General features: G+C 68.3%; 12 protein-coding genes. 9 read left to right on the forward strand and 3 right to left on the reverse strand.

What is annotated here, in order from left to right; translation table 11 throughout:
- The first annotated feature begins 35 nt into the window (after positions 1 to 35).
- The 5 genes from QOZ89_RS06180 (at position 36) to QOZ89_RS06200 (ending at position 5569) form a co-directional block, all read left to right on the forward strand.
- On the forward strand, positions 36 to 1262 hold the full coding sequence (locus QOZ89_RS06180) for an amidohydrolase family protein (protein ID WP_312623240.1): 1227 nt from the start codon (positions 36 to 38) through the stop codon (positions 1260 to 1262).
- The gene (locus QOZ89_RS06185; protein WP_071053695.1) at positions 1259 to 2503 is read left to right on the forward strand and encodes a cytochrome P450; all 1245 of its coding nucleotides are present in this window, start codon (positions 1259 to 1261) and stop codon (positions 2501 to 2503) included. The genes QOZ89_RS06180 and QOZ89_RS06185 overlap by 4 nt, the downstream gene beginning before the upstream one ends.
- A 32-nt stretch (positions 2504 to 2535) precedes the next feature.
- A complete protein-coding gene (locus QOZ89_RS06190; RefSeq protein WP_071053694.1) occupies positions 2536 to 2979 on the forward strand; it encodes a nitroreductase family deazaflavin-dependent oxidoreductase in 444 nt (147 codons plus the stop codon).
- 10 nt (positions 2980 to 2989) lie between these two features.
- A complete protein-coding gene (locus QOZ89_RS06195) occupies positions 2990 to 3640 on the forward strand; it encodes a TetR/AcrR family transcriptional regulator (protein ID WP_071053693.1) in 651 nt (216 codons plus the stop codon).
- 273 nt (positions 3641 to 3913) lie between these two features.
- The gene (locus tag QOZ89_RS06200; protein ID WP_071053692.1) at positions 3914 to 5569 is read left to right on the forward strand and encodes an AMP-binding protein; all 1656 of its coding nucleotides are present in this window, start codon (positions 3914 to 3916) and stop codon (positions 5567 to 5569) included.
- Here the strand turns inward: QOZ89_RS06200 and QOZ89_RS06205 are convergent.
- Positions 5566 to 6480 carry an IclR family transcriptional regulator gene (locus QOZ89_RS06205; protein ID WP_071053691.1) on the reverse strand — a complete coding sequence of 305 codons (915 nt, stop codon included), beginning with the start codon at positions 6478 to 6480 and terminating at the stop codon, positions 5566 to 5568. The genes QOZ89_RS06200 and QOZ89_RS06205 overlap by 4 nt on opposite strands.
- 405 nt (positions 6481 to 6885) lie before the next feature.
- Here QOZ89_RS06205 and QOZ89_RS06210 point away from each other — a divergent pair, with 405 nt between their 5' ends.
- Together QOZ89_RS06210 and QOZ89_RS06215 are read left to right on the forward strand one after the other, a co-directional pair.
- Complete coding sequence (locus tag QOZ89_RS06210; RefSeq protein ID WP_071053690.1) at positions 6886 to 7380, forward strand: flavin reductase family protein; 495 nt, start codon at positions 6886 to 6888, stop codon at positions 7378 to 7380.
- Between the two features lie 106 nt (positions 7381 to 7486).
- Positions 7487 to 8257, forward strand: a complete 771-nt coding sequence (locus QOZ89_RS06215; protein ID WP_071053721.1) for an SDR family NAD(P)-dependent oxidoreductase — start codon at positions 7487 to 7489, stop codon at positions 8255 to 8257.
- A gap of 121 nt (positions 8258 to 8378) precedes the next feature.
- Here the strand turns inward: QOZ89_RS06215 and QOZ89_RS06220 are convergent, their stop codons facing one another.
- Together QOZ89_RS06220 and QOZ89_RS06225 are read right to left on the reverse strand one after the other, a co-directional pair.
- Positions 8379 to 9536, reverse strand: coding sequence for an epoxide hydrolase family protein (locus QOZ89_RS06220; RefSeq protein ID WP_312623244.1), 1158 nt, complete (start codon positions 9534 to 9536; stop codon positions 8379 to 8381).
- A gap of 15 nt (positions 9537 to 9551) precedes the next feature.
- Positions 9552 to 9974 carry a cupin domain-containing protein gene (locus QOZ89_RS06225; protein ID WP_071053688.1) on the reverse strand — a complete coding sequence of 141 codons (423 nt, stop codon included), beginning with the start codon at positions 9972 to 9974 and terminating at the stop codon, positions 9552 to 9554.
- A 330-nt stretch (positions 9975 to 10304) separates the two neighbouring features.
- Here QOZ89_RS06225 and QOZ89_RS06230 point away from each other — a divergent pair, with 330 nt between their 5' ends.
- Together QOZ89_RS06230 and QOZ89_RS06235 are read left to right on the forward strand one after the other, a co-directional pair.
- Positions 10305 to 11462 (forward strand): LLM class flavin-dependent oxidoreductase, encoded by a 1158-nt coding sequence (locus tag QOZ89_RS06230; RefSeq protein WP_071053686.1) that lies wholly within the window; start codon positions 10305 to 10307, stop codon positions 11460 to 11462.
- Between the two features lie 127 nt (positions 11463 to 11589).
- Entirely contained in the window at positions 11590 to 12432 is an 843-nt protein-coding gene (locus QOZ89_RS06235; protein ID WP_083419950.1) for an SDR family NAD(P)-dependent oxidoreductase, read from the forward strand.
- The last annotated feature ends 179 nt before the right edge of the window (positions 12433 to 12611 follow it).

Raw genomic sequence — 12611 nt, forward strand, 5'->3', positions numbered from 1 at the left:
CGCTCCCGGGGACCCACCGACCCAAAGGAGAAGAAATGACCTCGGACCTGAACCTCGACTGGCTGATCTCGGTCGACGACCACGTGCTGGAACCGCCGCACCTGTGGGTCGACCGGGTCGCCGCCAAGGACCGCGACCGCGCTCCCCACATGGAGTTCGACGACGACGGCATGGACGTGTGGGTCTATGACGGCAAGCGGTTCCCCTCCTCGGGCCTGTCCGCGGTGGCGGGCAAGTCGAAGGAGGAGTTCTCCCCAGAGCCGCTGTCCTACAGCGAGATGCGCCCGGGCTGCTACGACGCCGCCGAGCGCCTCAAGGACATGGACCAGGCCGGGGTCCTCGCGTCGCTGTGCTTCCCGACGCTCCCTCGGTTCTGCGGGCAGATGTTCTACGAGGCATCCGACCGGGACTTCGGGCTGGTCTGCCTGCGTGCCTACAACGACTGGATGCTCGAGGAATGGTGCGGCGCGGCGCCTGGCCGCTACATCCCGCTCGTCCTGATCCCGTTGTGGGACCCCGCCCTGGCCGTCAAGGAGATGGAGCGCTGCGCGGCGAAGGGCGCGACCACGTTCGCGTTCTCGGAGAACCCGGAGCCGCTGGGCCTGCCGACGATCCACGATCCGTCCGGCTACTGGGACCCGGTCATGGCCGCCGCCAACGACCTGCGGATGGTGGTCTCGATGCACGTCGGCTCGTCGTCCCAGGTACCGAAGATCGCCTCCAACACTCCGTTCATGGCGAACCTCACCTGGGGCGCCATGCGGACCTCCGGAACCATGCTGTCCTGGCTGTTCTCCGGCATGTTCCAGCGCTTCCCCAAGCTGAAGATCGCCCTGTCCGAGGGCGAGATCGGCTGGATGCCGTACTACCTGGAGCGCGCCGAGCAGGTCCTCGACAAGCAGCGCTACTGGGTCCAGCGAGGCACGAAGTTCGCGGACCACGACGGCGTGACCGGCGTCGACCTCGACACCCTCGACATCCGCGCCACCTTCCGCGACCACATCTTCGGTTGCTTCATCGAGGACCACCACGGCATCGCCAGCCTCGCCGAGATCGGCGAGGACAACATCATGTGCGAAACCGACTACCCGCACTCCGACTCCACCTGGCCCAACTGCATCCAGACCGTGAAGAACATCATCAGCCGCCTGCCGGCCGAAACCCAGTACAAGCTGCTGCGCGGCAACGCCGAACGCCTCTACCGGTTCACCCCCGCCACCCCACCCGTGCTGGCGGGGATACGTGGCCAGGTGATCCGATGACGACCACCCATCTTCTCGACCGGGACCGGGTCCGCCGGCTGTTCGACCTGCGCAGCAGCTACAACACCTATGTCGGCGGCGACTTCACGGCCGACCCCAATCCCGTCTGGCGGGAGCTGCGGGAGCGGGCCGTTGTCCACGAGGGCACGGTCCATGAGCTGACCGGCTACCAGGGGCACGCCTTCTTCCACGGCCTGCCGGAACCGGACCGCCCGCACTTCTCCACGTTCAGCTTCGCGGCGTGCGACGAGGTCTACCGGAACGAGGAGCTGTTCTCCTCGTCGACGGGCGAGGCCGGCCCGGACGACGGCATCGGGTTCGAGTCCAGCATGCTGACGATGGGCGGGAACCGGCACCGCCGCTACCGCGCCCTCGTCCAGCCGTCGTTCGTGCCGGCGAAGGCCAAGTGGTGGGGCGGCAGATGGATCGAGGAGACGGTCCGTGACCTGATCGACGGCTTCGTCGACGAGGGCCGCGCCGAGCTCAACGTCGACTTCTGCGCCGCCATCCCGGTACTGACGATCACCAGCAGCTTCGGCGTCCCGGTCGACCAGGCCCTGGCGTTGCGGGAGGTCCTCAATCAGCCGGCGAAGGTCGTCGAGATCATCGCCCCGATCGTCGCCGCGCGCCGCGAACAGCCCCAGGACGATCTGATCAGTGTCCTCGTCGAGGCGGAGATCACCGACGAGGACGGAGTCAGGCATCGGCTCTCCGACGCCGAGATCTACTCGTTCGCCATCCTGCTGCTGCTCGCGGGCTCCGGCACGACCTGGAAGCAGATGGGCATCACGCTGACCGCCCTGCTGACCCGGCCGGACGTGCTGGCCGCGGTCCGCGAGGACCGTGCGCTGCTGCGCGCGGCCATCGAGGAATCGGTGCGCTGGACGCCCACGGATCCGATGTTCTCCCGCTGGGTCACCCGGGATGTCGACTTCCACGGCGTGCACCTGCCCAAGGGGTCGGTGCTGCACCTGTGTGTCGGTGCCGCGAACCGGGACCCGGCCCGCTGGGAGCGCCCGGACGAGTTCGACATCACCCGCCCGCTGAAGCGCTCGCTCGGCTTCGGCGGCGGCCCGCACATCTGCCTGGGCATGCACGTCGCCCGCGCCGAGATGGCGGTCGGCATCGGCGCGTTGCTGGACCGGCTGCCGAACCTGCGGCTCGACCCGGACGCGCCGCCGCCGGCGTTGATCGGGATGTACGAGCGCGGCGCGACCGAGATCCCCGTGCTGTTCGGCTGACGCCGGCCACGGGTCACCAGAAGGGCATCTCCATGAACTCACCGGGCTACCGGCCTCCCGACCTCGCCCTCGTGGGCCCCGAGCATGTGCGGCGCTACCAGGAGACCGGCGGCGAGGTCGGCTACGAGTGGAACGGCGTGCCGATCCTGCTCCTGACCACGACCGGGCGGCACAGCGGCCTGCCCCGGACCACGGCGCTCATCTTCGCCCGCGACGGGGACGACCACCTGGTCGTGGCCTCCAAGGGCGGATCTGCCGAGCATCCCGAGTGGTACCGGAACCTGGTCGCCAGACCCGAGGTCGAGATCCAGGTCCGCGCCGAGCGGCGGAAAGTCCGCGCGGCTACGGCCGCGACCGCGGACAAGCCGCGGCTATGGGAGATCCTGACGGCGATCTGGCCGAACTATGACACCTACCAGGCGCGCACGGAGCGGCCCATTCCCGTCGTGGTGCTGTCGCCTGCCGAGCAAAGGTAACGTTCCTGTCATGAGCAGGGCCGAACGCGCCGCTGAGCGGTCGCCGGTGATGTCTCGCGCTCGCTCGCGAACCATCCAACAGACGCGCGACCTTGTCGACGCCGCCCGCCGCCTGATCGCCGTCAAGGGATCCTCCTTCACGACGCAGGACCTCGTGAAGGAGGCGGGCGTGTCCATGCAGACCTTCTACCGGCACTTCGCCGGAAAGGACCAGCTGCTCCTCGCCGCCATCGAGGACATCGTGGCTGAGTCCACCGAGGGATACGAGCAGGCCGCGCGCGAGCTCCCCGACCCGATGGCACGGCTGCGACACCATCTCCTGTCGGTCGTCGCCCCACTGACCGACAATCCATCCCTGGCCCGGTTCGTGACCTCCGAGCACTGGCGGCTACGCGAGCGATTCCCGGACGAGATAGCAGCCGCCGACCGGCCCTTCGTCGACCTGATCGAACGAGACCTGAGAGCGGCTCAGGACGCGGGCCTGCTGCCACCGAGCGACTCCGGACGGGACGCGGAGACGATCGCCCAGTTCGCGATGTCCGTGTTCCACCACTACGCGTTCGCCCGCGGGCCCCGGCCACTGGACGACCTCGGCGACTACCTCTGGGACTTCTGCCTGGGCGGCATCAGCCGTTCGGGCGTTCCCAGCCGAACACCATGATCCACGACAGATCGCTCGAGCCTGGGGTGGACACCGCCGGCGGGTCCGTCGAGGAACGCCCCAGCTCCACCCACTAGTCGCCTGTTTCTCGGCCGAGCGCCGCGCCCATCGCGCGGTGGGTTCCAGGCGGTCCCACAACCCTGCCGGGGACGGCGCCAGCATCGCGAACAGCCGCGTTGTCGCGCTGCGTGGGCGACATCGCCGGCGGCCCGTTCCGTCAACCGAACGTCGCCGCGCCCTCACCGACGGCGCAGTCGGTCCCAAGGAGACCCCATGTCAGCACAGCGATGGCCGGTCCGACCAGTACCGGTCGGCTTGACCGCCGAATGGCGGCGAGCCGGCCTGTGGGACGACACGACGTTCGGCGCGAAGATCGACAGGGCTCTTCGCGACCACGCCTCGCAGGACTTCCATGTCCATTCACTGGAGCGGCCCTGGAAGGGGACCTTCGGCGAGCTGCGAGAGCGGGCGCTCGCGGTGGCCGGTGGGCTGGCCGCGCGCGGAGTGCGCCCAGGCGACGCGGTCGCCTTCCAGCTGCCCAACTGGGCGGAGGCCGCCGTCGTCTTCTACGCCTCCTCTTTCCTAGGCGCCGTCGTGGTACCGATCGTGCATTTCTACGGCGTCAAGGAGGTCTCGTACATCCTTCGCCGCACGGAGGTGGTCGCGTTCGTCACGGCGGCTCGGTTCGGGCGACGCGACTTTCTGGCGGATCTCCCGAAGGTCGTGGACGGCGTCCACTCACTGAAGACAGTGGCGGTCGTCGGGGGAGCCGACGGACCGCTGCCCGCGAACGCCGTGCCCTTCGACGCGTTGGCGACCGGCCCCGCCCTGGCCGGGCCGGTCGACGCCGACCCGGACAGCGCCGTGGTCGTCGCCTACACCTCGGGCACGACGGCCGATCCGAAGGGAGTCGTGCACTCCCACAACACACTCGGAGCGGAGCTCCTGCACCTCGACTACATGAACGCCAGCGGTGGGCTGCCCTCGCTGGTCGGCGCCCCTGTCGGTCATTTCATGGGCATGCTCACCGGGCTTCTCCTGCCCGCTGTCAATGCCATGCCGGTGCACCTGATCGACGTCTGGGACCCCGCTCGGGTGCTGTCCACCATCCTGACCTGGGGACTGGCGGCCGGGACCGGGTCGACGTTCTTTCTCACGAGCCTCCTGGACCACCCCGACCTGACCAACGACCACCTAAGCCTTATGCGCAACGTCGGGCTCGGCGGATCGGCCGTGCCAGTAACCGTCGCGGAACGGGCGACCGCGGCCGGGATCTCGGTGCTGCGCAGCTTCGGTTCGACCGAGCACCCGTCGATCACGGGATCGCGGCACAAGGACGACGCCCGGTGGAGGCTGCGCACCGACGGCCCACCGATGCCCGGAGTCGAGATCAGACTGCTCGACGACGACGGTCGACCGGTGCCCTTGGGCACGGCCGGGGAGATCTGGTCACGTGGGCCGGACTGCTGCGTCGGCTACACCGATCCGGAGCTCACGGCCCGCGCGTTCGATGCCGACGGCTGGTACCGCACCGAGGACGTCGGCGTGCTCGATGACGACGGGTGCCTCACGATCACGGACCGCAAGAAGGACATCATCATCCGGGGTGGCGAGAACGTCAGCGCGGCCGAGGTCGAGGAGCTGCTGCTGCGGACCGTGCCCGGCCTTCTGGAGGTCGCTGTGATCTCGATTCCGGACGCCCGGCTCGGCGAGAAGGTGGGCGCCGTGCTGCGGATGGCGCCAGGGACGCCCGCGCCCGGCCTCGACGACGTGCGCGGGCGGCTCCTCGACGCCGGCCTGGGCCGGCAGAAGCTACCGGAGTACCTCGCCGCGGTGGATGACTTCCCCCGGACGTCGACAGCGAAGATCGTAAAGGCGGCGCTGCGGCGTTCGGTCGGCGCGCGCCTGGCGGCCGCTGGACCGGGTTAGGAGAAGCTCTCGTCGGGCGCGCGGCCGCCGCTCCTCTTGGTGATCTTCGAAGTCACGTCGGTAAGTCGCTGGCCATAGGGCTCGACCTCCTGGGACCTCAGGTTTCGAGGGAAGCCACTGAGGGTCAACGCCAGGCAGACGCGGCCCGCGGTGTCGAAAATGGGCGCGCTGATCATGCTGAGCTGATGGGACTCGATGCCGTCGAGGTCGGCGAGAAGGTAGTCGTCGCGGGTGCTCATGGCCTGGAGTACGCGTTCGACCGCCGCGCGGACCTCGGCGTCGCCATCGTTGTCAGCGAGGGTGTGGAGCGCGGTGCTGAGGCCGTCGCGGCGATCGTCCTCGAGCGCGACGGTGTATCCGCGTCGGCGGATCGTCTTGATGACGTCACGGTAGGCGCCGAGGCGGTGGTCGTCGAGACGAGTGTTGAGCCGTCGCAGCCACGATTCGACGGTTGCCGTTTCGGACCAGGCGACGAAGACCGTGCCCAGCGGTGGCGAGAGTGGCACCCGGGAGCCGGGCCGTGATCCCAGGCCGGCGGGTGCGTCGGCGTGGCTCTCCACGGCGAGGATCACGATGTCGTCGCCGTGGGCGGTGCTCGCGACGACCTGGACGCCGAGTTCGTCGCGAAGCCGGCGCATGTGTGGCCGGGCCAGCTCCAGCGCACGGCGTTCGGGCCCGCCGGCCGCGTCGCCGACCGCGATGAGGGCGGGTCCGAGACGGTAGGTCTTGTCGACGACGTCCCGCGCCAACCAGCCGGCGTCGGTGAGTGCGGCCAGCATGGCGTGGGCGGTCGCCTTGTTCAGGTCGAGGCGGCGCGCGAGGTCGGACAGGCCGAACAGTTGGTCGGGATGCGCGCTCAGGAAGGTGATGAGGGCGACGGTCCGTTCGACGCCGGGAGCTGGCCGGGGCATCAACGCACTCCTGTCATCGCTCGCGGCCGGCGACCGAGGCGCCGGACCGACCCGGCCGGCCCACGACTACCCCCGCGGCCCGCTGTCTCGGACGGCCGGCAGGCCGGGACGTCCGTCTTGTGAACGAGGTCGGGTCTCGCAAGGCTCTCGATCGCTATACCAAACATGCCGATTGCTATAGCGACCAGTGTAGGTCTGTGGGCGGCGATGTCAATGCCGGCCCGGACGGGTGAGATCTCGGTTGACACGGGCTCGCGAGGATGATTACGTTTGTTAAAACAATTCAAACGTTTGCTATTGCAAACAATGTGGACTCGGGGCCGCGAACACTCGGCCCGCGAACGCCGAATGCGAGGTCGTCATGACCGCCCTCGACCCAACTCCCTTCATCCACATGGCGCGCCGATGAGCCAGACCGAGGTGCACACACGTGCCTACCGCGACACACTCGGCACGTTCGCCACGGGCATCGCGATCGTCACCGCGGTCCACCCGACGGACGGCCCGGTCGGCCTGACCGCCAACTCCTTCAGCGCGGTCTCGCTGACTCCGCCGCTTGTGCTGTTCTGCGCTGCGCGGACCTCAACGACCTGGCCGGCGATCCGCGCCACCGGCCGGTTCTGCGTGAACATCCTCGCGGAGCACCAGGAGGAGCTGTCGCGCCAGTTCACCGGCCGGAGCGATGACCGCTTCCGAGGCATCGGCTGGCGGCCGTCGGGCTCCGGCGCGCCCATCCTGCCCGGGGTCGCGTCATGGATGGACTGCCGGATCGAGACCCTGCACGAGGCCGGCGACCACACGATCGTGATCGGCAGAATCGACGAACACGCGGTCGAGGATGAGCAGGTCACGCCGCTCCTGTACTACCGCAGTCGATACGCGCGCCTCGGCGCCGGGTAGCTGTGAGCGGCTCTACGAGTGATCGGCGACGTTCCCGAGGGCGATGGTGGACATGCCCTTCCTATATGGCCGAGACGTGACCTCGGCGAGAGGAGCTAACGTGGTGATGAGCGAGGGCCGGCTGGCGGGCATGGTCGCCATGGTGAGCGGAGCCGGCCGCGGGATAGGGGAAGCCACGGCCACCCGCTTCGTCGAAGAAGGCGGAACAGTCTTCTTAGCCGACGTCAACGACCGGGCCACGGCGCTCCTCGCCGAACGGCTCGGTGAGTCAGCCATCGCCGTCCATCTCGACGTGACCGAGGCCGAATCATGGTCGCGGGCCGTCGAGCTGGTGGTCGAGCGTTTCGGACGCATCGACGTACTGGTCAACAACGCAGGCATCGGGGCCGGGGGACCGTTACATCTCGCTCCTCTCTCCGAGCACTACCGCGTCATCGACGTGAACCTTCATGGAACGTTTCTCGGGATGCGGTCGGCGACCAGCGCCATGGCGGCGGGCGGCGGAGGATCGATCGTCAACATCTCGTCCATCGACGGCCTCGTCGGGATACGCAACCTGACCACGTACGTCGCGTCCAAGCACGCCGTGACCGGTATGACCCGCTCCGCCGCGATCGAGCTCGGCCCTCTGGGGATCCGCGTCAACTCAATTCATCCCGGAGTCATCTCCACCCCGTTGGTGATGGATTCTCCAGTCAAGGACCAGCTTGACGGCGTGGTGGCGAGGCAACCGATTCCAAGAATGGGACGGCCCGAGGAGATCGCCGCGATGGCCCTGTTTCTCGCATCGTCCGAGAGCTCCTACTGCACCGGCGCCGCATTCGTGGTGGACGGCGGCCATCTGGCGGGCCCGTGGCGGGAGGAGTATCAGTTCTGAACGCCGACACCAGAACCCGATTTCAGGTCCTTGCCCGGACGGACACGGACGGGGACGCGACCGCGGCGCAGAGGGGGCACCTCAGCTGAGGCAGCGCGGCAGGACGCGTCTCAGCTCCTGCCTACGCGCGCAGCGGGCGGAAGAACGCGCGAAGGTCCGCGACGAGGAGTTCGGGTTCCTCGGCCGGGGCGAAATGTCCCCCGGTGCTCATTCTCGTCCAGCGCACGAGGTTCGCGTGCCGTTCCGCGATGGCCCGTGGGATGTGGGTGAGCTCGCGGGGGAAGACGGCGATACCTGTCGGGGCCTGGAGAGTCGGCTGGCGCTCGTGGACGGGTTTCCATGGAGTACGGAAGGAGTCCGCGTAGAACCGCAGTGAGCTGCCGACGGTTCCCGTGAGCCAGTAGAGGGTGAAGCTCGTGATGAGTTCGTCCCGGGTGAAACGGCGCTCCACCTGCCCGTCGCAGTCGCTCCAGGCCCTTCGCCTGTGCAGCATCCATGCCGCCTGCCCGATGGGCGAGTCCTGAAGTGCCCAGGCGAGAGTCTGCGGCTCCAGGGTATGGGTGAGGAAGTGAGTGAGATTCGCCTGCTGGTCGCGGCGAGCATCGAAATAGCCGACCTCGTCCGCTGAGAAGTCGTCGCGGCGAATTCCACCCACGTCCACGCCGAGCAGCGCGGGATACGTAAGGTGTGCACCGACGAGGCGGTCAGCGTACTCGTGGGCGAGCTGGGCGGTCACGAACGCGCCGGAATCGCCGCCGTGCGCGCCGAACCGGTGGTAGCCGAGTTCGGCCATGAGAGTGACCCATAGTCGCGCGGTCTGCCGCCAGCCGATGCCAGCCCGCGACGGAGCTGAGAAGACCGAACCGGGAAGCGACGGCACGACGACGTCGAAGGCGTCCGCGGGGTCACCGCCGAAGTTCTCGGGGTGGGCGAGTGGCTCGATCACCTTCGCGAAGTCCCAGAAGGTCCATGGCCAGCCGTGGGTGAGCACCAGGGGGAGCGGCGCCGGCCCGCTGCCGCGCTCGTACAGCGCGTGAACGACTACTCCGTCGATCTCGCCCCGGACGTGGGGCCACCCGTTCATCGCCGCTTCGTGGCCACGCCAGTCGTACTCATTCCTCCAGTGTTCGATCAGGTCCCGTAGGTAGCGCCCGGAGACGCCGTAGTGCCAGTCGTCCGTTCCGGCTGCCTCATCAGCCCACACCGCGGTGCGTAACCGATCGCCAAGCAGCCTCAGCCGATCTTCGGCGATCCTTATCTCGAAGGGCTCGAATGTCACGGCGAACCGCGGTCGTCAGGATGGTCGTTGCTGAGTAAAGATGCCGGGCTCGCCGGAGTGGATCTCGATCCACTCGGCACCTTCGTCCCCGGCCCGCCACGAATAGAGCATGTCCGGGGTGTAGAAGCCCATGCCGGGGCCTACTGTCCGCCTGCCGAAGATCAGCTCGCCGCGCAGGATGTAGTTCAACTGGTGTGTCCCGTGGCGATGCGACTTGACCCGCTCACCTGGTTTCGCGGTCTCGTGGTAGACTGACAGGCTGGCTGACTGAAGGATGGTCCTCGTAACGAGGTCCCGGCCTAATAACTCGAGAAACCTCTCAGCCTCGGCGGACTCGCCGAGCTTCTCGACATTCGTGCGGCCCTCCAGCTCGTTGACGTCGAAAAAGAACTGTCGGGGCCTGTCCTGCCCGCGGTGGTCCTTGGCCTCGTCGGCCATGTGTCAGCTCCTTCCAGTCGATGGCTCGCTTGACCGCGGGTACCTGTCGTCCCATGCGCCCGTCCTCGGCTTGATTATTTTCCGGCTGACGGTGGCGTTGATCCACTTGGCGTGGCCGCGGACGCTGGCCGCGGTTCAGCGCGCACCGCACGCCGAGGCAACGGCGTTTCGTACATGGAACGGCGACCTCGCCCAGGGAACGTAGCGGCGCCTGGTCGCCGGTGTCAACGGGCCCGGACCGGCCGCGTCGAGGCCGTTGACATCGCCGAAGCGACGTCTACTGTTATTGCAGTATCAACCGGATCGTTTGCTATAACAAACGAGGTCGCGATGAAACTGGATTTGCTTTACGAGGTGGACGTCCCTAAGCCATGGGCGGGGCCCCATCCCCACGGCCAACGCGAGGCGGAGCAGGCCGCCTACCGCGAGGCCATCGCCCAGATCCGCCTCGCCGACGAGATGGGTTTCCACACGACCTGGCACGTGGAGCATCACTTTCGCGAAGGACGGTCGCACTGCCCGGCGCCCGAGGTTCTCATCGGAGCGCTCTCCCAGGTCACCGAGCGGATCCGGCTGGGGTTCGGCGTCACGCTTCTGCCGCACGCCTTCACGTCACCCGTCCGGGTGGCCGAGAAGGTCGCCACGGCCGACGTGCTGAGCAATGGGCGGGTCGAATGGGGAACCGGCCGCTCCACGCCCATGGAGCAGACCGCGTTCGGCGTGGACATCCCACAGAGCAAGGAACAGGTGCGAGAAGCGATCCAGGCCATCGTCGCGGCCTGGGAGTCGGAGTACTTCTCGTTCGAAGGGAAGTACTGGAAGTTCCCCGCGACGGGTGAGGTTCCGGTTCGTATGATCACGCCCAAGCCGGTGCAGGACCCGCATCCGCCCTGCTGGATGGCGGCGTCGAGCGACGGCAGCGCCGAGGCCGCCGGAGCGTTGGGCCTGGGTGTTCTCTCGCTGTCCATCATGCGGCCACTGGAGCAGATGGCGGCGACCATCCAACGCTATCGACAGGCCGCGGCCAACGCGCAGCCGATCACCCGCCTGGTCAACAACCGCGTCGCGGTGTACACGTTGGTCCACTGCGCCGACACTATGGCGCAGGCCGAAGCGAACGGGATCTGGGACGCCACCTGGTGGTGGTACAAGAACCTGGCCGAGTTCACGCTGGAGTGGGAATTCCCGCACGCTCCCGCCGAAGCGCGGGAGAAGATGTTCCCCCTCCTCGAACAACGGCGGAACTCGCCGCCGGATCCGAGGACGTTCAGCGAGGCTGACATGATTATCGTCGGGGATCCCGACGAGTGCCTGCGCAAGATGCTCCGCTATGCCGATCTGGGCGTCGACCAGCTGCTCTGCTACGTCCAGTTCGGGCGGCTGCCCCACGAGTCCGTGATGCGCACCATCGAGCTGCTCGGCAAATATGTCATACCTGAGCTCGAGCGTCACAACGTGCAGGTCTCGACCTCGGTGACCACCGGCTGACACCGACTGGCACCAGGGGGCGCCGTGGAGGCGCGCCGCGCGGTGCCAGTATCCCTGGGCCGGCCTGCGACCGGACGAGAGACGCTTACCCGACGGGGCGAGCTGACACACGCGGAGGGACACAAGAATGATCGATCTGGGTCTGGCCGGGAAGCGCGCCATCGTGTCCGGCGCCGGCTACATCCCCGAACGCGCCGGGCACGGCCGCTTCACCGCGCTGAGGTTAGCCGAGGCCGGGGCGACCATCGCCTGCGTCGACATCGACGAGGGCCGGGCGATCGGGATCGTCGAGGAGATCGAGAAGGCGGGTGGGAAGGCGTTTCCGGTCGTCGCGGACATGACGGTGCCCGCCGAGGTCGAGCGCGCGGTGGGGGAGGCCGTGCGCGGGCTCGGCGGCGGGGTGGACGTCTGCGTCGACATCATCGGCCGGGCCACCTGGAACGGCGCGGAGCGGTTCACGGCGCAGGTCTGGGACGCCACGATCCGGGAGAACCTGTCGCAGGTGTTCTATCTGTTCCAGGCCGTCGGCCGGCAGATGATCGAGCAGGGCACGGGCGGCTCGATCGTCGCGCTCACCTCGGTCGACGGCATCGTGGCTGCCGGGTACCACGCGCCCTACGGCGCGGCGAAGGCCGGGGTGATCTCGCTGGCGAAGACCTTCGCCGACGAGCTGGGCCGGTACGGCATCCGGGTCAACGCCGTCGCCCCGGGCAACGTGGGCAGCGGCAACGAGGACCAGCCGCCGGGGGAGTACGCGGTGAACGGGATCAACCCGCTCGCCGCACCCCGAGCGCACGACATCGCCAACGCGGTGCTGTTCCTGTCCTCCACCCTGGCCGAACGCATCACCGGGCAGACACTGATCGTCGACGGCGGCGCCAGCATCCACTCGCTGTGGGGATTCAGCGCTGCCGAGTCCAGACAGTTCTCCGAGACGGACTACCTCGACACCACCGGACAGTCGTCATGACCGACCAGCCCGGCCCGCGGCCCTGACCGACCTGACCGACCTGACCGGACGCTGCGCGATCGTGACCGGCGCCGGCAGTGGCCGCCGCCGCCGCCGCCGGCGCCGGCAGCGGCACCGGACGCGGGATCGCGCAGGTCTTCGCCGCGGGCGCCGCGGGCCACCCCGACTGGCCGACCCTG

It is taken from the genome of Pseudofrankia coriaricola (genome assembly GCF_032027725.1).
Classification (GTDB): domain Bacteria; phylum Actinomycetota; class Actinomycetes; order Frankiales; family Frankiaceae; genus Pseudofrankia.

What these genes read in the sequence shown, in the direction of transcription:
- QOZ89_RS06185 (WP_071053695.1), top strand. Translation starts at nt 1,259, where the DNA reads ATGACGACCACCCATCTTCTCGACCGGGACCGGGTCCGCCGGCTGTTC.
- QOZ89_RS06215 (WP_071053721.1), top strand. Translation starts at nt 7,487, where the DNA reads ATGAGCGAGGGCCGGCTGGCGGGCATGGTCGCCATGGTGAGCGGAGCC.
- QOZ89_RS06205 (WP_071053691.1), bottom strand. Translation starts at nt 6,480, where the DNA reads ATGCCCCGGCCAGCTCCCGGCGTCGAACGGACCGTCGCCCTCATCACC.
- QOZ89_RS06190 (WP_071053694.1), top strand. Translation starts at nt 2,536, where the DNA reads ATGAACTCACCGGGCTACCGGCCTCCCGACCTCGCCCTCGTGGGCCCC.
- QOZ89_RS06180 (WP_312623240.1), top strand. Translation starts at nt 36, where the DNA reads ATGACCTCGGACCTGAACCTCGACTGGCTGATCTCGGTCGACGACCAC.
- QOZ89_RS06230 (WP_071053686.1), top strand. Translation starts at nt 10,305, where the DNA reads ATGAAACTGGATTTGCTTTACGAGGTGGACGTCCCTAAGCCATGGGCG.
- QOZ89_RS06210 (WP_071053690.1), top strand. Translation starts at nt 6,886, where the DNA reads ATGAGCCAGACCGAGGTGCACACACGTGCCTACCGCGACACACTCGGC.
- QOZ89_RS06235 (WP_083419950.1), top strand. Translation starts at nt 11,590, where the DNA reads ATGATCGATCTGGGTCTGGCCGGGAAGCGCGCCATCGTGTCCGGCGCC.
- QOZ89_RS06200 (WP_071053692.1), top strand. Translation starts at nt 3,914, where the DNA reads ATGTCAGCACAGCGATGGCCGGTCCGACCAGTACCGGTCGGCTTGACC.
- QOZ89_RS06225 (WP_071053688.1), bottom strand. Translation starts at nt 9,974, where the DNA reads ATGGCCGACGAGGCCAAGGACCACCGCGGGCAGGACAGGCCCCGACAG.
- QOZ89_RS06195 (WP_071053693.1), top strand. Translation starts at nt 2,990, where the DNA reads ATGAGCAGGGCCGAACGCGCCGCTGAGCGGTCGCCGGTGATGTCTCGC.